Genomic DNA, 22,431 nt, shown 5'->3' with positions numbered 1-22,431 from the left:
AAAGCGGCGGTATAACGCAGCGTTACGCGCGGCATTCAAGCGAGCCATTCACGAACCAACGATGTCGACCACGGTCACTTCTCCCCAACGGCGGGCCATCAACGGCAATGCGGCCCGCGTCGCACGCTTTCTCGCGACGCGGTTCGCGTTGTCGCTCGTCACGCTGTGGCTGCTGTCGGTGATCGTGTTCGCGGGCGGCCAGCTTCTGCCGGGCGACGTCGGCCGCGCCATTCTCGGCCCGCTCGCCGACGCGCGCGCGGTCGCCGCGCTCGATCATCAGCTCGGCGTCGACCGGCCGCTCCTCGTGCAGTACGTCGAATGGATCACGCACTTCGTACAGGGCGACATGGGCATGTCGTACGCGTTTCGCGCGCCCGTCGCGCCGTTCATCGCGAGCGCGGTCGGCAACTCGGCGAAGCTCGGCGCGCTCGCGTTCATCGTCGTCGTACCGCTCGGCATCGCGGGCGGCGTGTGGGCCGCGATGCACGCCGGACGCTGGCTCGACCGCGCGATCAGCATCACGGGGCTGTCGGCCACCGTGGTGCCCGAGTTCGTGTCGTCGATCGTGCTGATCCTCGTGTTCGGCATCTGGCTCGACTGGCTGCCGATCGAAGCCAACTACCCAGCCGGCGCAGGATTCTTCGAACAGCTCAAGCACTTGATCCTCCCGGTGCTGCCGCTCGTCTTCGTGTTCTTCGGCTATATCGCGCGCATGGCGCGCGCGGGCACCGTCGAGGCGCTCGACGCCGACTACACGCGCACCGCGATCCTGAAGGGTCTGCCGCAGCGCGTCGTCATCGTGCGGCATGTGCTGCGCAATGCGCTCTTGCCGACCATCACCGTCGCCGCGACGCAGCTCGGCTACATGATCGGCGGGCTCGTCGTGGTCGAGACGCTGTTTCATTACCAAGGCATCGGCTCGCTGATCTACAACGCCGCGAAATCGAAGGATTTTCCGATGCTCGAAGCCGGCGTGCTGACGATCGGCGTTGTCTACACGGTCGCCAATCTCGCCGCCGATGCGCTCTATGTCGCTTTGAATCCGCGTCTTCGCGTGAGGGGCGCCGAATGAGCACCGCCCTCGATATCGCCGCGCGGCCCAAGCATGCGTACCTCGAAACGCTGCGCGTGCTGCTGCGCTCGCCGGCTTTCGTCGTCGGCGTGCTGATTGTCGCGTTCTGGGTGCTATGCGCGCTCTTCGGCCCGCTCGTCGTGCCGCTCGATCCGTACGCATCCGATCCGCTCAATTCGCTGACGCCGCCCGACCACGTCCACTGGTTCGGCACCGATCAGCTCGGGCGCGACGTCTTCTCGCGCGTGATCGTCGGCGCGCGCGACATTCTCACGATCGCGCCGCTCGCCACGCTGCTCGGCACGTTCGCGGGCACGGCGCTTGGCCTCTTCGTCGGTTACTTCGGCGGCTGGGTCGATAACATCGTCGGCCGCGCGATCGATGCCCTGCTCGCGCTGCCGCTCGTGATCGTCGCGCTGCTCGCGCTCGCGGCCGTCGGCGCTTCGAACGCGACCGTGATTCTCGTGATCGGCATCACGTTCACGCCGATCACCGCGCGCACCGTGCGCGCGGCCGTGCTCGCCGAGCGCCATCTCGACTACGTGGCCGCTGCCCAATTGCGCGGCGAAAGCGCGCTCTACATCATGTTCGCGGAGATCCTGCCGAATGTGCTGCCGCCGATCGCCGTAGAAGCGAACGTGCGGCTCGGCTACGCGATCTTCGCCGTCGCGACGCTGTCGTTCCTTGGCTTCGGCATCCAGCCGCCTTCGGCCGACTGGGGGCTCGCGCTCTCCGAGTCATACACGCTGATGGCGGGCGGCGCGTGGTGGACCGTCGTGTTCGATGCGCTCGCGATCGCGACGCTCGTGGTCGGCGTGAACCTGATCGCCGACAGCGTGCAGGGGGTGCTCGACCGATGAATGGCCCCCCACCCGCCAAATTCCCGGCGTTCGAAGTTTCCAAGAGCGACAAGGCCGACGCGCTGACTGTCGTCGGCCTCACCGTCACGTACCGGATGCGCGGACGCGATCGCGAAGTGCTGCAAGACGTGTCGTTTCGCGTGCGGCGCGGCGAGGCGTATGGGCTCGTCGGCGAATCGGGCTGCGGCAAGTCGACGGTCGCGATGGCGACGCTGCGCTATCTGCCGCGCAACGGCAAGGTCAAGGCCGGGCGCATTTCCATTGCTGGACAAGACATCGCGGCACTCGACGCCGACGCCTTGCGGCGGCTGCGCGCGAATGCGATCTCGATGGTCTATCAGGACCCGTCGCGCGCATTGAATCCCTCCATGACGATCGCGCGGCAAGTCGCCGAAGCGTTCGAGGCGGCCGGCGCGACGCGCGCCGAAGCGCTCGCGCGCACGCTCGAGATGCTGCGGCGCGTGCGCATCGCGGCGCCCGAGCGCGTGATGGATAGCTATCCTCATCAACTGTCGGGCGGCATGCAGCAGCGTGTCGTGATCGCGATGGCGCTCGCGTCGAACCCCGCGCTCCTGATTCTCGACGAGCCGACCACCGGGCTCGACGCCACCGTCGAAGCGGAAGTGCTCGATCTCGTTGCGCAACTGCGCAGCGAACTCGGCACGGCGGTGCTCTTCATCAGCCACAACCTCGCGGTGATCGGGCGCATGTGCGACCGCGTCGGCGTGCTGTACGCGGGCAAGCTCGTCGAAGAAGGCGTGACGCAAGACGTGTTCGAGCATCCGCGCCATCCGTACACGGTGGGTCTCTTGCGCTGCCTGCCGAGCCCGGGACGCAGCAAGGACATCGACCGGCTCGACACCATCGCGGGCAGCCTGCCGCCGCCGGGGTCCGTCACGCAGGGTTGCGTGTACGCGGAACGCTGCCGGCTCGCCGACGAACGCTGCCGGCGCGAGGCGCCGCCGCCCTATCGCGTGAACGCCGCGCACGGCGATCAGATGTCGCGTTGCCATTACCACGAGCGCGCGATCGAATTGCCGCGCGTGGCGAGCGTTGCCGCCGCCAACGGCGCAAGCCCCGCGATTGCCGCCGCGAAAATGAACGGCAGCCCGCTCGCATTGCGCGCCGCGCATCTGTCGAAGACCTTCCACGTTTCGGGCGGCCCGCTGCGCGCCGTCGACGACGTCTCGCTCGATCTCGCCGCCGGCGAAACGCTGGGCCTCGTCGGCGAATCGGGCAGCGGCAAGACCACGCTCGCGAAACTACTGCTCGGACTCGTCGCCCCCGATGAAGGCGGCGTGCTCGAACTCGACGGCACACCGTTGCCGCCGCGCGTGACGGGACGCAACGACGATCAGGTGAAGTCGCTGCAGATCGTGTTTCAGAACCCGGATTCCGCGCTCAATCGCGCGCATTCGGTGAAGCGGCTGATCGGGCGCGCGCTGTCGAAGCTCGGCGCGCTGCGCGGCCCCGCGCACGATGCGCGGCTCGCCGCGCTCACCGCCGCGGTACGCCTTCCCGAACGCTATCTCGGCGTGCGCACGCGGCAGTTGTCGGGCGGACTCAAGCAGCGCGTCGCGATTGCGCGCGCGTTCGCGGGCGACCCGCGTGTCGTGGTGTGCGACGAGCCGACCTCGGCGCTCGACGTCTCCGTGCAGGCCGCGATTCTGAATCTGCTCGCCGACTTGCAGCGCGAACGCGGCGTGAGCTACGTGTTCATTTCGCATGACTTACATGTGGTGCGCTATGTTTCCGACCGGATCGCCGTGCTGTACGTCGGCCGCCTGATGGAAATCGGTCCGGCGAGCGCGGTGTTCGACGGTCCTCACCATCCGTACACCGAGGCGCTGCTCTCGTCGGTGCCGACGCTCGACGGCGACGGCAGCACGGTCGCGCGCATTCGTCTTTCCGGCGATTTGCCGAGCCCGGCGGAACCGCCTTCGGGTTGCATGTTCCAGACGCGCTGCCCACGCAAGCTCGGCGCGATCTGCGAGCAGCAAGACCCGCCGTTCGTCGACGCGGGCGGCGAACATCGCATTCGCTGCCATATCCCGATCAACGAACTTCGCGAATTGCAGCGCAAGCCGCAGCGCGCGTAGGGCCGCCGCATTCGCGCCGCCCTTCCTCGCCACAGGTTCGCATCGGCTGACAGGCGCTGTGCTGCGCAATTCCCGATGTAACGCGAAGCGGCGCAAATTCTCCCGTCCGTTTCACGCTCGAAACGTTTTCACGATTTTCACTCGAGGCGGTACCAAGCACGCGGCGCCCGCCGCAGATGCGGCGGGGGTTTCGGCTCAATGGCACGCTTATCGCTAAAGAAGGCGCATACGGCCGGGCCGCCGATCGTGCTGATGCATAGCCTTTCGATCGACGAGCAGCCAATAGAACACCGGCCTCGCGGGCGCAGCATCCGCCGTTTGCATCACGGCTCGGACGCGTGCGCGTGCTTTGCACCATCGGTCCGAGGACCGCCTGCTTCGCGGTCACGCAAGCCGTGCGGGCGAATGGCCAAACGGTACGACAACAACGCGCGACTGGCCGTTGCCTCGGGAGATGCGTCATGAAAACCAGATCATTTAATAAGTACTGCCATTCAATGACGCGTGGCGCCGTGGCGCTGACAGCCGGCATCGCGGTCATGCAGATGGCAAACGGCGTGCACGCGGCGACTTCCGGCGATGTGATTCCGGGGTGGCTCGTCGATGCCGAGGCCGCAACGGAGCCGGCCGCCGCGGCTCCGAACGTCCAGCGCTTAACGGTGGCCGCGACGAGCGCCGACGATGTGTCCTCGGTTTTCCTCGTCAGGACTTGCCGGGACGATCCGAACCGCGGCGCGTGCAACGAGCACGCGGGCGGAGGCGGCGGTCCTGCCGCGAACGGCGCGGCCGGTTCGAGCGGCTTAGGCGGAGGCGACCCGGCGGGTACGTCGAACAGCGGGACAGGATCGGGCGGTAGAGGTGGTGTTGGGAGCGCAAGTGCAAGCGGTAATGGCGTTGGTGGGGGCAATAGCGGTGGTAACAACGGCGGTGGTAGCAACGGCGGTGGCAGCAACGGCGGTGGCAGCAACGGCGGTGGCAGCAGCAGTGGTGGCGGCAGCAGTGGTGGCGGCAGCAGTGGTGGCGGCAGCAGTGGTGGCGGCAGCAGCGGTGGCAGCAGTAGCGGTTGTGGCTGCAGCAGCCACGGCGGCCCGAGCGGTCCTAGCGGCCCCGGCGGCGGCATGGGAGGAATGGGCGGCATCGGAGGAGGATTTGGCGGTGGCTTTGGTGGCGGGTTCGGCGGGGGTTTCGGCGGTGGCTCCGGCGGACACGGTTCGGGCGGCAAGGGACGCTAGATTCCGGAGATGGCATCTCGACGCCATCGCACCCGGCACACCCATCCCAACCAAGCGCTTCCGAGCGTCATGTGGCGGTGACGGCACGATCCCCCGGTCGAACGTCACCGCTCGTGGCGCGGACCTGGAATGCAGAAAGTGGAAAGCGGCTACGGTATCGCGCACGGGTATCCGTGCGCTAACGAACCCGCGCGCAGGAACCAAGCGGAACCAAACGGGCACGAATTCCTCTATCGAATTCGACATTCGAGAAGAGGCGATCAAGATGAAGCGAAACTTCTCCACCCCGGCAGCGCGCGCCGCCGGCGCCCTGCTCGCCGCCTCGGCGCTCGCGCTGGCTTCTCAAGCGCATGCGCAGCAAGCGGCCGCAGCGGAAGCGCCGCACACCGATCCATCGTTCTCGGCCTACACGCTCTCCCAGCTCTGCCAGCAAAAAACCGACAACGGCGCCCAAGGCCAATGCGTGGGCGCCGTGCGCGGCATCATCCACGGCTATCAATACGGCGTGCTGTTTCTCGGCCAGCGCGCCGCCGTGCCCAATGAGGCGGTGCAACACGTCGCGCTGTGCCTCTCCGGCACGCCGGTCGCGACGATCGTCGACGAGTTCGTCGCCGATACCCATCAAGTCGATGAAGACGCGCTCAAGCGCACGCCCGCTGAAATCGCCGTGCTCGGCTCCGTCCATATGCATCACGCGTGCAATTGACCGGCCATTCATGGCGCGAGGGCGCGCCCGTGACGCATGCAACGTGACGCGCCCCGTTGCGCTCAGAGCATCTCGAGTGGGCGCTTGCCGCGCGGCGGCTTGAAATACGCGTCGATCGCCGCGAGTTCGTGCTCGGTGAAGCGCAGATCGAGTGCGCGCCGATTCTCGCGCACATGTTCGACACTGCCCGCCTTCGGAATCGCAAACACGTTCGGTTGGGCGAGCACCCAAGCCAGCGCGATATGCACCAACGACACGCCGCGCGCATGCGCGATCTCGTCGAGCGGCGTGCGCTTCGGCAGGCGCGCGTGATCGACCGGGCTGTATGCCATCGCCGGCATCTTGTTCGCCTCGAGCCATGGCAGCAGATCGTATTCCGGTCCGCGCCGCGCGACGTTGTAGAGGATCTGGTTCGTCGCGCACGCTTGCCCGCCGCGCGCCGAGACGAGTTCTTCCATGTCGTCGGTGTCGAAATTGCTCACGCCCCAATGGCGGATCTTGCCCGCGCGCTTCAATGCCTCGAAGCCCTCGATCGTCTCCGCGAGCGGCACGCCGCCGCGCCAGTGCAGCAGGTACAGGTCGAGCCGGTCTGTCTTCAGGCGCTCCAGGCTCGCCTCACAAGCCGCGACAACGCCGCGCCGGCTCGCATTGTGCGGATAGACCTTGCTCACGAGGAACACGTGCTCGCGCAGGCCCGCGAGCGCCTCGCCGACGAGCGTCTCCGTCGCGCCTTCGCCATACATTTCGGCGGTATCGATCACGGTCATGCCGAGCTCGATGCCCTCGCGCAAGGCGGCGATTTCCGACGCACGTCGCGAAGCGCGCTCGCCCATTTCCCAGGTGCCCTGTCCGAGCTTCGCGATGCGCTCTCCGTCGGGCAAGCTGACGTAGGCTGGGTCAGCGGTCATGACATCTCCTTTGCGGAAGGTACGCGCGAACGACGCTTGCAAGATAAGCGCGCAAGATTCGTGCGATGGATGCCGCCGAGTTTAGCCCTTCGCCGGACCGTCGATCGTAACGATTGGCAAAACCCCGCTATAACACCGCGCGCCAATGACATAAAATTGCCGCTTGCCCTTCGCCGCTTTCACTTCATGAGCCCAACCACGGAAGACCGCTGGCGCGATCTGCGCCCGGACCCGGACAACGACACACCGCTTTATCTGCAACTCGCCCGCAAGCTCGGCAACGCGATCCACGAAAACCGCTGGAACGCGGGCGAGGCGCTGCCGTCCGAGCGCGTGCTGTCGGAGGCGCTCGGCGTCTCGCGCATCACGGCGCGCAAGGCGATCGCGCTATTGGTCGAACAGGGGCTCATCCGCCGCACGCAAGGCGCGGGCAGCTTCATCACGCCGCGCTACGACGATCCGCTGTCGCGCCTGTCGAGCTTCAGCGAAATGCTGCGGCGGCGCGGCTTCACGCCGAGCTCGCAGTGGATCTCGCGCGACATTCAGCCGGCCAATCGGGAAGAAGTGATTCAGCTGGGACTGTCGCCGGCGGCGGCGGTCACGCGTTTGAAACGCCTGCGCCTCGCCAACGGCATCGTGATGGCGGTCGAGAATTCGACGCTGCCTTCGTCGGTGGTGCCCGATCCGCAGGCGATCGGCGATTCGCTCTACACCTACCTCGAACAGCGCGGGCTCGCGATCGTGCGCGCGCTGCAGCATTTTCGCGCGGTCAACGCGAGCGACGAGATTGCGCATCAGATGGGCATTGCGCCGCACGATGCGCTCTTGCTGATCACGCGCGTCGGCTACACCGCCGAGCAGCGCGCAATCGAACTTACCGACACTTACTGCCGCAACGACTATTATGACTTCGTCGCGGAGCTGCGCAAGTAGGCGCGATGGCGTCGGCGCACGCGCGCCGACGTGCGCTGCCTCACGATCAGGGCCACGCACGGCACGCCATAGACGACGCCGGCGGTCAACCAGGCAGTGAACGACCAGAAGTGTTCGAACATGTCAGTGAATGATGAAGCCGTTGTATTGCGCGTTGCCCACGCCGGCGGTGAGATTCACGCCCACATTGCCCGACACGCCCGTGAGCGCGCCTGACCCGAGTGCCGCATTGCCGCTGCCGGAAAGATGCACGGCGGCCGCCACCGTCTGGTTCGACGAGATATCGGCAGCCGGGGTGTCGATGAGCGCGATTTGATTGGCCTGCACGTTGAGCGCGCCGGCGGCGACATTCACGCCGACGTTGCCGCTCACGTTCTTCATCGCGTCGGCGCCGATCGAGGCGTCGAACGAGGCGCCCTTGGCGGAGGAGGAGGACGGGCCGATGCTGGCCGAACCGCCGACCGTCTGCGTCGACGTCAGCTTGACGGAGCCGAAGACGGCATTCAAATCCGGATCGGACGACGACGCCTGACCCGCCGCAAGCGCAGGCAAGACGGCCATGGCGAACGAGCACACGGCGGCAGCCAAGGGATGGATTTTCATGCGTAGCTCCTGACGACTCCAGATTGGATAGCTAGCTACGCAGGTTTAACGACCGCGCCGGGAAAAAGTTGAGGATGACATACCGTCAAATTCAGCCATCCTGCGCACGAGAAGGCGGAAACGGCCGGAACGGCCGCAAAACCTGCCGCAGCAACGTTTGCGCCGGTCCGCTGTTCTTATAAAAAAATGATACGCCGCGCACTTGAGCCGGGCACGCCCGACACCGCCCCCGCTAACCGCCAGAGTCTCGCTACGCGCCGCCGTCTGGACCTCCGTCAAAACCGACAAATCGCGGCAAGCGCTTCCTAAGCGACTAAGAAGCGACTAAGAAGCGGCTAAGCGATCCAGCGCGCCTCGTCGGTGCCGATCGGCACCGGCGGGCGGGCGAAGAACGGCGGCGTTTCGGAGAGCCGCTCAGCGGGTGAAGTCCCGAGCACTCTGCCGAACGGCGATTCGACGGTCTCGAGGCAATCGCGCACGTCGTCGAGCGTGACGTCCGGCGCGCGCCGGCCGCCTTCGATCTGACCGAGCGATTGCAGCCAGCGCCCGGTCTGCGCGAGCGAGAGCCGCACGTGCCAGCTGCCGCCTTCGGTCGCGCGCCGCGCGAGCGCCACCATCGCGCCGAACGCGGCGAGATAGCCCGTGGCGTGATCGAGCGCCTGACACGGCAGATGCTGCGGGCGCGCCGCTTGCGCCGCCTGTGTCTCGTTCCAGGCGATTCCGCTCGCCGACTGCACCAGGCTGTCGAAGCCGCGCCGGTCCGCCCATGGTCCCGTGGGCCCGTACGCGCAAATCGACACGTAGACGATGCCCGGCCGCATGCGCGCCACGTCTTCCGGTGCGAAGCCGCGTGCGGCCAGCGCGCCTGGCCGGTACGACTGGAGAAACACGTCGGCCTTGGCGGCCAGCGCTTGCAGCGTCGCGCAGCCGTCGGCGCTGCGCAGATCGACGGTGGCCGAGCGCTTGCCGCGCCCATTGTCGATGACGAGCGGCGGGATGTTCGGCAGATGCGGGCCGTTCACGAGCAGCACCTCGGCGCCGTGCTGCGCGAGCGCGCGCCCCGCCACCGGCCCGGCAATGATGCGCGAGAGGTCCAGCACGCGCGTCCCGGCAAGCGGCCGCTCGGCGCCGCTGCCCACCGGCTCGGGCGGCGCATCGCCCTGCTGCCCGATCCGCTCGATCTGAAAGAGCGGCAAATTGGCGATCGCCGCCGCCTGCTCCAGCGCCGCCCACTCGCGCGGCGTGCGGATCAACGCGGCGCACAGCCCCGCATCCGCGAGCGTCTGGTCGAGCGCCGCGCCGTTCCAGCCGCGAATCGCTTCCGCCACCGCGTCATGGTCGTTCGCACAGCCGAGCACCTTGAGCACGCCGTCGCGGTGATGCTCGAAATTCGTATGCAGCTGAATCCAGCGCCCGTCGCGCGTCTCGTAGAAGCCGGTGAGCGGACCGCGCAGCTCCGGCGCCGGCCCGTCGTTCAGACGCAAATACCGTTCGCTGCGAAACGACGCGAGCGTGCGGCGCATCTCGACTTCGACACGTTGCCGGCGCCCCGTGCGCAGACGAAAACATTCGGCCGCGGCAAGCGCCATCGCGCCGATCGTCGCCGACGCGAGCGTGCCGACGCGATAGACCGAAGGCAGCCCCGGATCATTGCCATCCATGACGATCGATTCGAGCGCGGCAGGATCGCATTCGGCGACCGACCAGAGGTGTTCCAGAGCGATGAGCGGAGTCATGATCGGCGAGAGGCGGTGGCAGAGAGAGGGTGACTAAACAGCGATGGCTGAATAGCAATGGCTGAGACGTTGAGACGAGTCTAGAATCGGCCTCAATCGTGATCAATCTTGATTCAAATAATCAACATATATCGATTTGTTTGGTTTCTCGTCTGAAGCCTGTACCCATTTCTCGAATAGAACCGGAAGAGATCGATCGATGCCCAGCCATCTGACCGCCGCCGAAGCCGCCGCCGCGCTCGGCATCAGCGTCCCGACGCTCTACGCGTACGTGAGCCGCGGCATCCTGCGCTCGTCGCCGGACGCCGACAGCAAGCGCCGCCTCTACGACGCCGACGAAGTGCGCCGCCTCGCGCGCCGAAAAGAGGACGGCAAACGCGCGGGCAAGGTCGCGCAAAAGGTGCTCGATTGGGGCGTTCCGGTGCTCGAATCGCGGATCACGCTGGTTGCCGACGGCCGCCTTTTCTACCGCGGGCACGATGCGATCGAGCTAGCCAGAAGCGCGACGCTCGAAGAAGCCGCCGCGCTGCTCTGGGAATGCAGCGCGCGTCGAATCGCCGAGGCGCCCGCCGCGCCGATCACCGGCGCGCAATGGTCCGCATGGCTGAAGTTATGGAGCGACAGTGCGCCGCTCGATCGCGCGCTCGTGCTGCTGCCGGCCGCCGCCGCGCAGATGCCGCGCGTCTGGGCGCTCGGCCGCGACGCGCAGCTCGACACCGCCTGCGCGTTGATGCGCCTGTTGGCCGCCGCGATGATCTCGGCGGCGCCGTCGAACGAACCGCTGCACCGCCAGCTCGCCACGACGTGGGGCGTGCGCAACCGGCGGCACGCGGAGTTGCTGCGCATGGCGCTCGTCGTCTGCGCCGACCACGAGCTGAATCCGTCGACGTTCACCGTGCGCTGCATCACGTCGACCGGCACCCATCTGTTCGGCGCGGTGGCGGGCGGTCTCGCCGCGCTGTCGGGTCCGCGCCATGGCGGCGAGACCGCGCGCGTCGCGGCGTTCTTCGACGAAGCGGCGCGCGCCGGCGACATCGACCGCTATCTCGCCGGCCGCCTCGCTCGCGACGACGACGGCACGCGCCGCCACCCTGTGTCTGGCTTCGGGCATCCGCTCTATCCGCACGGCGATCCGCGCGCGCAACTGCTGCTCGATGGGCTCGCAGAGCGCGCCGGTACGCGCGCGGAAATAGCGGCAATGGCGGAGATCGGCGCGATCGTGCGCGCGGTGAAGGACACAACCGGGCTCGCGCCGAACGTCGACTTCGCGCTGGCTTCGCTCGAGCGCGTGCTGGGGTTGCCTGCCGGCGCGGCGTTCACGCTGTTCGCGCTCGGCCGCGTGACCGGCTGGATCGCGCATGCGATGGAGCAGACCGCGGACGGCAGCCTGATCCGGCCGCGCGCGCGTTATATCGGCGCGCATCCGGAGACGGCGTAACGGTCAAGCCACGCTCAAGCCGCATTCAGCCAGCGCGGCATCCAGCTGCGCGCCGCCGGAGCCGAGGTTGCCGCCACGCCGCGCCCCGCACTCGAGAACGCCAGCGCGAACTTCGCCCCGCCGCGCCCGGCGCTGACCCAGGTCCGCGCGCCTTCGGGCAGCACGAACGGCTCGCCCGGCTTGAGCCAGTAGTCCTCGGAATCGCCCTCGGCCGTCAGCCAGATTTCGCCTTCCGTCACCGTGAGCATGGCCGCCCGGTCGATCTGCCAAGCGGCAGCCGGTTCGCCGTGCTCGAGTTCAAAAGTCCGGATTTCACGCATCGCTGTGCTCCTTGAAGAGGCGTCCTAGGGAAACTACGTAGCCTCATTATTGAGACGCGGCGACTAGAATCACATGCACAGTTCCGAACAGTTTCACTGAAACTGTTCAGGCGAATTACCGAACAGTGAGGTGACGCCGCATGAAACCCGATCTCAATCTCGACCGCGAAAGCGGCGTGCCGCTCACCGAGCAAATCGTGGCCGGCGTGCAGGGCTGGATTCGTTCGCGGGACGTGCATGCGGGCACGAAGCTGCCGTCGATCCGCCAGTTCGCGGCCGACTACGGCGTGAGCCGCTTCCCCGTCATCGAGGCTTATGACCGGCTCGTCTCGCTGGGCTACGTCGATTCGCGGCACGGCTCGGGCTTTTACGTGTCGCGGCACGCGCCGGCCAACGACGAATGCCAGGGCACCACGGACCCGCGCCGCGCCGAGGAAGAGTCGATTCACATCCTCCAGCAGTTCAACTACCCGGGAGAGCACCTGAAGCTCGGCGGCGGCTTCATCCCCGAGGCATGGCGCGACATCGACGGCCTCGCGCAAGCGGTTCGCCAAGTGTCGCGAGGCGATCCGCTGAGCATGATCGACTACGCGACACCGCTCGGTCATCCCGCCTTGCGCGAGCACCTCCACGCGCGCGCCGCCCTCGTCGGCATCCACACGAACGTCTCGCAGATTCTGATCACGAACGGCGCGAGCCAGGCGCTCGACCTCGTGATCCGCTACATGCTCAAGGCCGGCGACACGATGTTTGTCGAAGACCCCGGCTACTACAATCTGTTCGGGCTCTTGAAGCTGCACGGGGTGAATGTGGTCGGCATTCCGCGCACGGTGAACGGACCCGATCTCGACGTGCTGCAGGAGCAGCTGAAGCGCCATCGCCCGCGCCTCTTCTTCATCAACACCGTGTTCCACAATCCGACCGGCACGACGGTCACGCCGCCCGTCGCGTTCCGGTTGTTGCAGCTTGCGCGCGAGCACGGCTTCACGATCCTCGAAGACGACATCTACGCCGACTTCCAGGCCGAGCCGACCGACCGCCTCGCCACGCTCGACCAGCTCGAACAGGTGATCTATATCGGCGGGCTGTCGAAGACCATGTCGTCGTCGCTGCGGATCGGCTTCGTCGCGGCGAACCCCAAGGTCATCAAGGATCTCGCCGACATCAAGGCGCTCACGAGCATCAGCGGCTCGCTCTTTGCGGAGAGCGTGGCGCTCGCGCTGCTCGAGCGCGGCGCGTACCGCAAGTACCTCGATCGCCTGCGCCGGCGCATCAACGACGCGCTCGGCGCCACCGTGCAGACGCTCGAAGCACAGGGCTGGGAAGTGTTCGCGAAGCCGGCGGGCGGCAAGTTCGTCTGGGCGCGCGTACCGCACATCGACGACTCGCAGCAGCTCGTGGAATGCGGCGCGGCCTGCGGAGTCAACGTGGCGCCGGGAAGCTATTTCCGGCCACACTCGGAAACCTCCCCGTGGATCCGCATCAACACGGCGTACACGAACGATCCACGCGCCCGCACCTTCTTCGCGCGCGCGGTCGAGCTGGAACCCGCGCGGGAAAGCGTGACGGCGGAATAGAATAGCGGGCGTCGATTTCACCAACTGGTTCATTACGCGCCCGCTTCATGGCGGGCGCGCCACGCCCAGCCCATGTCCCATCCACCGACCACTGCCTCCTCTCCTGCCCGCACCTACTCCCCAAAGTCGCTGAACGTGCTGCTGTGGCTCGTCGCCACCGGCTTCTTCATGCAGACGCTCGATTCGACGATCGTCAACACGGCGCTGCCGTCGATGGCGCGAAGCCTCGGCGAATCGCCGCTCAGGATGCAATCGGTGGTGATCGCGTACTCGCTGACGATGGCGGTGATGATCCCCGTCTCGGGCTGGCTCGCAGACAAGCTCGGCATCCGGCGCGTCTTCTTCAGCGCGATCCTGATCTTCGCGCTCGGCTCGCTCCTGTGCGCGAACGCGCACACGCTCTCGCAGCTCGTCGTGTGGCGTGTGATGCAGGGCGTGGGCGGCGCGATGCTGCTGCCGGTCGGACGGCTGGCCGTGCTGCGCGTGTTTCCGGCCGAACGCTACCTGTCTGCGCTGGCGTTCGTCGCCGTCCCCGGCCTGATCGGTCCGCTGATCGGCCCGACGCTCGGCGGCTGGCTCGTGAAGATCGCGTCGTGGCACTGGATCTTCCTGATCAACGTGCCGGTCGGCGTGGCGGGCTGCATCGCCACCTTCATCTACATGCCCGACGCGAAGAATCCCGACACCGCCCGTTTCGATCTCAAGGGCTACCTGCTGCTCGCGCTCGGCATGGTCGCGATCACGTTCTCGCTCGACGGCTTGGCCGAGCTCGGCCTGCAGCACGCGACAGTGCTCGTGCTGCTGATCCTGAGCCTCGCCTGCTTCGTCGCGTATGGCCTGCACGCGACGCGCGCGGAGCGGCCGATCTTCCCGCTCGATCTGTTCCAGATCCATACGTTCAGCGTGGGCCTGCTCGGCAACCTGTTCGCGCGGATCGGCAGCGGCGCGATGCCGTACCTGATCCCGCTGCTGCTGCAGGTAAGCCTCGGCTACAGCGCGTTCGAAGCGGGCCTGATGATGCTGCCGGTCGCGGCGGCGGGCATGTTCTCGAAGCGGCTGGTCACGAACCTCATCATGAAGCACGGCTATCGCAAGGTGCTCGTCGTGAACACGGTGCTCGTGGGGCTCATGATGGCGAGCTTCCTGCTGACGAGCCTCCATCAGCCGATGTGGCTGCGGCTCGTGCAGCTCGCGATCTTCGGCAGCGTCAACTCGATGCAGTTCACCGCCATGAACACGCTCACGCTGAAAGACCTCGGCACCGGCGGCGCGAGCAGCGGCAACAGCCTGTTCTCGCTCGTGCAGATGCTGTCGATGAGCCTCGGCGTGACGGTCGCGGGCGCGCTGCTGACCACCTTCACGGATCTGATCCCGCGCGCGAGCACGGCCAACCCGCTGCCGGCGTTCCACGCGACGTTCCTGTGCGTCGGGATCATTACATCGGGATCGGCGTGGATCTTCGCGCAATTGGCACCGGATATCCGGACGACGGCGAGGAAAACGGATCCTTCCGAGCGGACCTGACGACACCGGGCCTGCCTCGGAGCACGGCCAGCCGCGGAGCGCAGGCATGGCCTCGACCCGCGGCGGGGCACGCGGTGCACTACGACAGTGCGCCAAAGCGCGCTAAAACGTGTCTTGCTGCGGCCGGAACACCCGATGTCCCGCGCATGCTTCTTGCGTGCCGATCCTGTAAACTTTGCCGCTGCCCACCTCGAAAACCGTGCACCGCCTGACTCCATGACCGACATGAGCATGATCGATCTCGATCCACCCGGCTTCCAGCCGCCGCGGCCGATGGCCGGCGACGAAGGCGCCCGGCGCACCATTCTGTATGGCGGCTACACCGTGCTCAGCGTGTTCCAGCCGGTGTTTTCGGTGTCGCACCGGCGCGCGATCGGCTACCACGCGTCGCTGCGCGCGCACGACGAACAAGGCGTGCACGCGCCGTCGCACGAGGTGTTCACGCAGGCGGCGCGGCGCGGCGACCTGCTGGAGCTGGGGCGGCTCGCCGAATCGCTGCACCTGGGCAACTTCAACGCCTTCGACAGCCACGACGAGTGGCTCTTCCTGAGCCTGCACCCGGCCGCGCTGATGGACACGAGCTACGGCGACGCCCTGCTCGCCGGCCTCAAGGCGCTCGGACTCTCTCCGCAGCGCGTCGTGCTGGAGGTGCCCGAGCAGGCGGGCGGCGAAACGACGCGCTTCGCTGAAATCATCGACGGGCTGCGCAAATCCGGTTTCCTGATCGCGCTCGGCGGCTTCGGCGCGAAGCATTCGAATATCGACCGCGTCTGGCACCTGCATCCGGATATCGTCACGCTCGACCGCTGCATCCTCGCGCAAGCGAGCGAGCACTCGCACATCGAGCGCGTGCTGCCCGGGCTGGTGTCGCTGCTGCACGAGTCGGGGCAGCTGGTGCTGATGGGCGGCCTCGCGACCGAGCGCGACGCGCTGATCGCGCTCGAATGCGACGTCGACTTCGTGCAAGGCACGTTCTTCGCCGGACCGAGCGTCGAGCCGGTCAAGCCGGAGACGGCCGCGGGCGTGATGGACGCGCTGTCGGCCGCGCTACGCCGGCGCGTCGCCGCGCGCGAGCGGGCGCAGCACGCGCGGCTCGCACCGTATGTCCGCGCGCTGGAAGAAGCGAGCGCGCGCATCGTCGCGGGCGACGACGTCGAGCACGCCGCCGCGCCGCTGCTTGCCTTGAGCGAGACCGCGCGCTGCTTCCTGCTCGACGCGTCGGGCCGGCAGATCGGCGACAACGTCGTGCCGCCGGGGCGCGTGTCGCGGCGCGCGAAGCGCTTCTCGCCGCTCCTGCATTCGGAAGGCGCGAGCTGGGAGCGCCGTCCCTACTTCATCGAAGCGATGCGCGCCCCGGGGCGCGCGCATCTGACCGCGCCGTATCTATCGATCAACGAGGCGCATTTGTGCGTGACGGCGTCGATCGCGGCGCAGACCGCGCACGGCCTGCAGGTGCTGTGCGCCGACATCAACTGGGAAGCGGCCCTGCATCGCGTTTGACGGCGACCTCCCCCCTCGGCAGGCGAAGCGAAAAAGGACTATCTTGTGCACTGGGTTTGCCGGAGGGCCGGCACCCGGAGCGCCGGATGGCCCCCGCCGATTACGAGGAACGTCATGCAGCCATACAACCAGCTCGTACCGACCGTCATCGAACAATCGGGACGCGGCGAGCGCGCCTACGACATCTATTCGCGCCTCTTGCGGGAGCGCATCGTGTTCCTGGTCGGACCGGTGGAGGAACAGACGGCGAGCCTGATCGTCGCGCAGATGCTGTTCCTCGAATCGGAGAATCCCGACAAGGACATTTATTTCTACATCAACTCGCCGGGCGGCTCGGTGTACGACGGCCTCGCGATCTACGACACGATGCAGTTCATCAAGCCGGACGTGTCGACGCTGTGCACGGGCTTCGCCGCGAGCATGGGCACGTTCCTTCTCGCCGCCGGGGCAAAAGGCAAACGCTTCGCGCTGCCGAACGCGCGCATCATGATTCACCAGCCCTCGGGCGGGAGCCAAGGCACGGCCGCCGACGTCGAGATCCAGGCAAAGGAAGTCTTATTCTTGCGCGAACGCTTGAACAAGGTGCTCGCCGAGCGCACGGGCCAAAGCGTCGAGCAGATCGCGAAGGACACCGATCGCGATAACTTCATGTCCGCGGCCGCCGCCAAGGAGTACGGCTTGATCGACGACGTGCTGACGGAGCGCACTTCGCTGCCGTCAGCCGCGAGCCGCAATCTGCTTTGAGCGGCGCGGGTGTGGCATCGAGGCGGCGCGGCATTCGTCGGTGTAAATCGCGCCAACGTCTAGCACGGCGCGCGGTCCGCTATACGCCGGACACATCGGCGGCATAAACTTCCGCTGTGCGGTCCCGGCGCGCTTTTCGGGCTACCCGTCGGGCCACCCTCCACTCACGAAACGAAGGCGCGCCATGTCAAGCAACTCCCCTGTCAACGGTGGGCGTGCGGGCTCCGACACGCCGGATCTGCTCTACCTGCTGTCGGGCGTCGACGAGTTCAGCCGCGACGTCTTCCCCGGCAACGAAGACCTGTTCAAGAGCCTCGCGCACCAGCAGCACCCGCACACGCTGTTCATCACGTGCGCCGACTCGCGCGTGTCGCCGGAAATGATCACGCAGACCCGTCCCGGCGAATTGTTCGTGTGCCGCAATATCGGCAACATCGTGCCCGCGTACGGCGAGATGCTCGGCGGCGTCTCGGCGGTCGTCGAGTATGCGGTGCTCGCGCTCAATGTCCGGCAAGTCGTCGTGTGCGGTCATACCGATTGCGGCGCGATGAAGGGGCTTGCGGCGGACGTATCGATTGCCGAGGAGATGCCGACCGTCCATGCGTGGCTGCGCAATGCCGAAGCCGCGCGCAGCGTCGTGCGTACGCGCAAGATCGAGCACGATCACGTCGTCGAGGCGCTGGTCGAGGAAAACGTACGCCTGCAGTTGATGCATCTGCGCACCCACCCGGCCGTCGCGGCGCGTCTGGCCGTTGGACGGCTCGCGGTGCAGGGCTGGGTGTACGACATCGGGCACGGCAAGATCTCCGTGTTCGACGAACAGGGCAGCCAGTACCAGACGCTCGAAGAAGCGCGCGAGCGTCTGCAGAATCCGCAGAACAAGGCCGCGCCGTGATCGTTCCGGGCCGCGCTCGCCTCGGACAAGTCGTTTTCTATGTCGGGCGCCCGCTGGCTTTGTTGTTCTTCTGGGACGTGCTCGTCACCATCGCGTATTTCATTAAAGGCATCGATAACCGGTACATCTCGTTTCCGCATCTGCCGTTATCCTTGCTCGGCTCCGCGATCGCGATCTACCTGGCCTTTCGCAACACCGCAGCCTACGCGCGCTGGTGGGAAGCGCGCACGCTGTGGGGCGCGATGATCAACTACTCGCGCAGCTTCGGACGCGAAATGCAGACGCTGCTGCCATTCGAAGCAACGGCATTGCAGCGCTTGCTGATCCTCCGGCACGTTGCCTACGTTCACGCGCTGCGCCTGCATCTGCGCCGCCAGACGCCATGGGACGAACTCGCGCCCCGTCTGCCGCAAGACGAGATCGCGCGCCTGCAGCAAGTCGCGAATGTGCCAAACACGATACTCAACGAGACGGCACGAATCATCGCGCGCGAAGCATCGCTCGACAGCATCCGGCTGACCACCATCGAACAGACGATGCGCGAACTGCTGAATGCGCAAGGCGGCATGGAGCGCATCCGGAACACGCCCTTTCCTCAGCAATATGCGACCTACCCTGCGCTATTCACGCACGTGTTCTGCATCCTGTTGCCGCTCGGTCTCGTCGAATCGCTCCGCATCTTCACGCCGCTCGGCTCGACCGGCGTCGGCTTTCTGTTTCTCGCATTACTGCAAATCGGCAACGACATGGAACATCCGTTCTCGAATACGGCGAACGACGTGCCGCTCACCGCGATCACGCGCACCATCGAGATCGACTTGCGGGACAGCCTGGGCGAGGCCCACGAATTGAAACCGGTGCAGCCGGAGAAAGGCGTGTTGTGGTGAGTCGAATGCGTCGAGCGTGCGCCGATTTAAAAACGTGACGCGCGAAAAGCAGAAAGCCCTCGAATTCGAGGGCTTTCTGCTTTTACTGCTGAAACCAGACTGGGTGTCTCGTCACAATAAAGTTTGAAATCGAGCGCGCCAAAGTATCAGACCAGTCACGCCCGCCTTCTTGCTCGCTAATCCTATGAACCGGCCGTTAATATAAAAAATTGTCATGCTGACATGACCATACTACTTGATAGAGCAATATGAGTCGATTCAATGTTCAGCGTTCCGTGTCGTGAAAGCGATACGAAAGATGGTTTCTGAACTTTAGCGCCAACTGACATCTCGATCTTCTAACAATGTTTCGATCAATGGGCGATGCCTCGACACATTGAGCGGTGCGCGGTAATCACTCGCGGATCTAATCAACCAAGCACTCTATAGAACGTCAAGGCGATCGCGATTACCGCTTCATTCCCCTGACTCCTGTCGTCCGAGCTGGACTAGGCGAAAATTCAGCGCGATCTTGTCGCCAGTGGCCGGGGCAATGTCTCCCTCGCGCCAATCGGGCATCTGTACCTGACCATGCCGAACACCCGCAGCGAAAAGCAACTCGGCCATCTGTTTCGGATCGCTCGTAACAAAGGTCTCGCCCGTGGCCAGCAATGTCCCTATCAATTCGTCTCTCGGATAGTCGTAGACGACGCGGGCGCGCATGTATCCACCGTCGCTCATAGCGGTTTGTTTAGCTTCTCTAGGGCACCAGCCCCTAATCACTGTTGTCACTTCGTCGAGAACGAAGGATATCCATCGCGGATTCCCTCGACCGGCAAGCGGCATGAGCTATCGTATCAACATTTCGGCGTTGGACTGATTCCTTCTGCGAACCAAGCGCGTGCATCGCCGATGGTCCAAAATGATCACCGAAAACGATACGCTCACACGTCCCTCCCACCCCTACTGGACAAACACGTGAGCGAACAAATGGACTGGCAGCACTCACGCGACAGCGACATCAACGGAAGCTTGTTCACTAATCACCACTGGCAACGCCCTTGATGCCGTCTCCACGCCGAGCCGGTAGTAGGCGTTGATAAAATCCCGCGTGGGAAATTGATTTGTAGTCGGCTCGTGGGGAAAATGGCGGTCGATTGAAGACCGCAGCCGTAGCGGGAGCGAATGCCATTTCTCCACCCCCAATTTGATATATGTGATCTTGCCGAGCTCGGTCTTCCCCTTATAACGAATCGTTCCCGTCAGGTTCACCTCCTGAATGCGATTCTGCGTCTCACGCGGAAAGAGGTTCGGAACGTCGATCACAGCCTCAAAGTCCTCGCGACATCTGTCGATCGCATACGCAAGGTCCGAGAATTCATAGTTCGGATCATGCCCGGCATCCACCACTACGATATCCATGCATTCGCGAGCAACCAGTTCATATATCCCCAGATTCTCAAAATGCCCGCCATCACTGAGGCGCATCCATTTCGTGCGGTTGTTGTGCACATTCAGCGCCGCCATTGAATTGAGAAAAAACGACGGGCGCCACGTCCGACGCTCGGGATTGAACGCTGGATTGATCACCCACGCCCCAAGTCCCATGTTGAACACCGTTAGAAGCGAATTACGTAGCGGGCTCTGCCTGACCGGGTGGATGTCGACCGCCGCCCCTGAAGTGGCTACCAGTCGCCAGATAAACTGATGCTTCCAGCTTTTTCGCTTGTTCCCAACATACCATTCCTTAGTCGGGAAATACCCACTGGATGCCGATCCGCAATAACGACGGCTAACGCAGAAATTTTCTCCACCCCGTCGCTGCTTCTTTTCGTCGTCACGTGCAACAGGCGACTGTGAGAAGCAGTTTATCAGGTGGATAGGCGCACGTTCATAGCCATGAACCTTATGTATCGCCTGATCCGTACCGCCACCAAATTTCCGTCTCAGTCCTTCGTAGTAAATCTTCGCAGGCAAACATAGCCAGTTCGGATTCGTCACCATTGCAAAGAGCACAATCAGCAGGGACGCGAAATAAAGAAGATTTAAGCCCTCAGCGATAGCGTGATGCGTCAAATCGCGCATGAACGCCTGCATGATCAATCCTGCAGATAGAATGAAAGCAAACCCAAAGGCGTACCCTGCGCGGCCGTGCAGCCTGACGATGGATGGATGACTAGGACGCAGGCTCAAGGCAATTCCGACGAACAACCAGATCAGGCCAGCTACTACGCACGTCAGCCAATACAGCGCTCTCGGCGAATGCCCTATTGATAGGTGCCCTGCCAGATCCGCCATCTGTATGGCACCGAAGATCATCGCGAGGAAGAACCAGACCTGACCATCTGGTGAAGCCCGCTTTCTCACGCGGGACGCCACGAGTTGGTATATCACGACCAGCAGAAAGCCAAGACAGCCGACTCCCGGCACATATCGGTCAATCGCATGATGTATCGGAAACATCTCCATTACAAGCGGCCCGGACTGCCCCACCAAAAGCAGAAGCCAAGACAGGGACAACAGCATGGAGATGCCCCAAAGCGAGAGCATCACCAAGATTGTTAGCGCCGAAATTTTGATATATCCATTGTCATCGCGGTTTAGCTCCGCCAAAACTCTTTCTGCCCTGGTAACACTGTCAACTTCTGCTCCCTTGTCATTTGACGCCGCTAATACGCCGGCCGCTGCGTAACCGCCACCGGACACGCTGGACACGTAATCCACCCTCTCCCAGTGGCCTGATCTCTCCATCCAATGGATTACCCCGAGCGCAAAGCACGCTGCTCGAACGCCCCCGCCCGATAGCGCAACCCCCAAAGTTGCCGTTTTTTCCACTCCAGTGGAATTCCGACGTCTGGCAAGGTACTCCTCTTCTTCGTCTCGGACGTCCCGCAAGCTGATACCGCTTCTGATCAAGAGCATCTTATCGTTTGATTTACCCATTGCGACCTCACAAGAAAATGTACACCTGTGACGAAAAAAGAAATCTCCTTTCTGATATCGTCAACATTGACATTTGCTTTAGGGTCTCAGCAAAAAGTCGAAAACTCCCTCAGGGTTTTTGATCGAAAATGCCGAACATTGCGATTCCGGGTCAGGAACCTAGCGCCATACATCAACACGCCCTCCCGCCGTACAGGCCAGCGGGGCAACATTGAGATGTGGTTCATTCACGAAGAGTCGACGCGAGGAACGCCGCCATGAAGGACGAAGCGAAGAGAAAATATGTCCGAATTTCGTGGAATACCAAAGACTGGCGATATACAACTGGTGAGGCAAGCAGTCTCGAGAAGCGCAGCTTCGCCAAACTTCACGGCTAGATTTGCTCTGCAACGCATTTTTTATAACTGGCTTGTTCTCGCCGAGCGTGGGGTAAAAGGGGCTGAAAAATAGACGAAAGAACCAGGTGTTCTCAAGA

19 protein-coding genes are annotated in these 22,431 nt (G+C 64.6%); 13 read left to right on the top strand and 6 right to left on the bottom strand.

Going from position 1 to position 22,431, the window contains the following annotated elements; genetic code table 11:
* Positions 1-61: 61 nt before the first annotated feature.
* From FAZ95_RS04305 to FAZ95_RS04285, 5 genes are all read left to right on the top strand, one after another.
* Positions 62-1,072, top strand: coding sequence for an ABC transporter permease (locus FAZ95_RS04305; protein WP_137331319.1), 1,011 nt, complete (start codon positions 62-64; stop codon positions 1,070-1,072).
* Positions 1,069-1,932: an ABC transporter permease gene (locus FAZ95_RS04300; protein WP_137331318.1), complete on the top strand. Its 864-nt coding sequence runs from the start codon at positions 1,069-1,071 to the stop codon at positions 1,930-1,932. The genes FAZ95_RS04305 and FAZ95_RS04300 overlap by 4 nt, the downstream gene beginning before the upstream one ends.
* Entirely contained in the window at positions 1,929-4,031 is a 2,103-nt protein-coding gene (locus FAZ95_RS04295) for a dipeptide ABC transporter ATP-binding protein (RefSeq protein ID WP_137331317.1), read from the top strand. Before FAZ95_RS04300 ends, FAZ95_RS04295 begins: the two co-directional genes overlap by 4 nt.
* A gap of 461 nt (positions 4,032-4,492) precedes the next feature.
* On the top strand, positions 4,493-5,263 hold the full coding sequence (locus tag FAZ95_RS04290) for a hypothetical protein (protein WP_137331316.1): 771 nt from the start codon (positions 4,493-4,495) through the stop codon (positions 5,261-5,263).
* A gap of 265 nt (positions 5,264-5,528) precedes the next feature.
* Positions 5,529-5,969 carry a hypothetical protein gene (locus tag FAZ95_RS04285; RefSeq protein WP_137331315.1) on the top strand — a complete coding sequence of 147 codons (441 nt, stop codon included), beginning with the start codon at positions 5,529-5,531 and terminating at the stop codon, positions 5,967-5,969.
* 62 nt (positions 5,970-6,031) lie between these two features.
* Here the strand turns inward: FAZ95_RS04285 and FAZ95_RS04280 are convergent, their stop codons facing one another.
* Positions 6,032-6,877 carry an aldo/keto reductase gene (locus FAZ95_RS04280; RefSeq protein WP_137331314.1) on the bottom strand — a complete coding sequence of 282 codons (846 nt, stop codon included), beginning with the start codon at positions 6,875-6,877 and terminating at the stop codon, positions 6,032-6,034.
* 186 nt (positions 6,878-7,063) lie between these two features.
* On the opposite strand from FAZ95_RS04280, the gene FAZ95_RS04275 reads away from it, so the two are divergent.
* Positions 7,064-7,810, top strand: a complete 747-nt coding sequence (locus FAZ95_RS04275) for a GntR family transcriptional regulator (RefSeq protein ID WP_137331313.1) — start codon at positions 7,064-7,066, stop codon at positions 7,808-7,810.
* Between the two features lie 123 nt (positions 7,811-7,933).
* Here FAZ95_RS04275 and FAZ95_RS04270 read toward each other — a convergent pair whose 3' ends face one another.
* Both FAZ95_RS04270 and FAZ95_RS04265 read right to left on the bottom strand, forming a co-directional pair.
* Positions 7,934-8,413, bottom strand: a complete 480-nt coding sequence (locus FAZ95_RS04270) for a FapB/FapC family functional amyloid domain-containing protein (protein ID WP_137331312.1) — start codon at positions 8,411-8,413, stop codon at positions 7,934-7,936.
* A 335-nt stretch (positions 8,414-8,748) separates the two neighbouring features.
* Positions 8,749-10,149, bottom strand: coding sequence for a CoA transferase (locus FAZ95_RS04265; protein WP_137331311.1), 1,401 nt, complete (start codon positions 10,147-10,149; stop codon positions 8,749-8,751).
* A gap of 199 nt (positions 10,150-10,348) precedes the next feature.
* On the opposite strand from FAZ95_RS04265, the gene FAZ95_RS04260 reads away from it, so the two are divergent.
* Positions 10,349-11,587, top strand: a complete 1,239-nt coding sequence (locus FAZ95_RS04260; protein WP_137331310.1) for a citrate/2-methylcitrate synthase — start codon at positions 10,349-10,351, stop codon at positions 11,585-11,587.
* Positions 11,588-11,601: 14 nt separating this feature from the next.
* Here the strand turns inward: FAZ95_RS04260 and FAZ95_RS04255 are convergent, their stop codons facing one another.
* Positions 11,602-11,907: a DUF2917 domain-containing protein gene (locus FAZ95_RS04255; RefSeq protein WP_137331309.1), complete on the bottom strand. Its 306-nt coding sequence runs from the start codon at positions 11,905-11,907 to the stop codon at positions 11,602-11,604.
* Between the two features lie 140 nt (positions 11,908-12,047).
* Between FAZ95_RS04255 and FAZ95_RS04250 the strand changes: the two genes are divergently transcribed.
* The 6 genes from FAZ95_RS04250 (at position 12,048) to FAZ95_RS04225 (ending at position 19,034) form a co-directional block, all read left to right on the top strand.
* Entirely contained in the window at positions 12,048-13,484 is a 1,437-nt protein-coding gene (locus FAZ95_RS04250) for an aminotransferase-like domain-containing protein (protein WP_137331308.1), read from the top strand.
* Between the two features lie 72 nt (positions 13,485-13,556).
* Positions 13,557-15,008 carry a multidrug transporter subunit MdtD gene (gene mdtD, locus FAZ95_RS04245; RefSeq protein ID WP_137331307.1) on the top strand — a complete coding sequence of 484 codons (1,452 nt, stop codon included), beginning with the start codon at positions 13,557-13,559 and terminating at the stop codon, positions 15,006-15,008.
* Between the two features lie 225 nt (positions 15,009-15,233).
* Positions 15,234-16,508, top strand: coding sequence for an EAL domain-containing protein (locus tag FAZ95_RS04240; protein ID WP_137334418.1), 1,275 nt, complete (start codon positions 15,234-15,236; stop codon positions 16,506-16,508).
* Between the two features lie 114 nt (positions 16,509-16,622).
* Complete coding sequence (gene clpP, locus FAZ95_RS04235) at positions 16,623-17,252, top strand: ATP-dependent Clp endopeptidase proteolytic subunit ClpP (RefSeq protein WP_137331306.1); 630 nt, start codon at positions 16,623-16,625, stop codon at positions 17,250-17,252.
* Positions 17,253-17,436: 184 nt separating this feature from the next.
* On the top strand, positions 17,437-18,147 hold the full coding sequence (locus tag FAZ95_RS04230; protein WP_137331305.1) for a carbonic anhydrase: 711 nt from the start codon (positions 17,437-17,439) through the stop codon (positions 18,145-18,147).
* Entirely contained in the window at positions 18,144-19,034 is an 891-nt protein-coding gene (locus FAZ95_RS04225; protein ID WP_137331304.1) for a bestrophin family protein, read from the top strand. Before FAZ95_RS04230 ends, FAZ95_RS04225 begins: the two co-directional genes overlap by 4 nt.
* Before the next feature lie 456 nt (positions 19,035-19,490).
* Here FAZ95_RS04225 and FAZ95_RS04220 read toward each other — a convergent pair whose 3' ends face one another.
* Both FAZ95_RS04220 and FAZ95_RS04215 read right to left on the bottom strand, forming a co-directional pair.
* On the bottom strand, positions 19,491-19,754 hold the full coding sequence (locus tag FAZ95_RS04220; RefSeq protein ID WP_137331303.1) for a hypothetical protein: 264 nt from the start codon (positions 19,752-19,754) through the stop codon (positions 19,491-19,493).
* A 264-nt stretch (positions 19,755-20,018) separates the two neighbouring features.
* The gene (locus FAZ95_RS04215; protein ID WP_137331302.1) at positions 20,019-21,728 is read right to left on the bottom strand and encodes a hypothetical protein; all 1,710 of its coding nucleotides are present in this window, start codon (positions 21,726-21,728) and stop codon (positions 20,019-20,021) included.
* Positions 21,729-22,431: the final 703 nt, after the last annotated feature.

It is taken from the genome of Trinickia violacea, assembly GCF_005280735.1.
Lineage (GTDB): Bacteria > Pseudomonadota > Gammaproteobacteria > Burkholderiales > Burkholderiaceae > Trinickia_A > Trinickia_A violacea.
The sequence above is the reverse complement of the archived record's forward strand: the minus strand, read 5'-3'. Positions and strand labels throughout refer to the sequence as shown.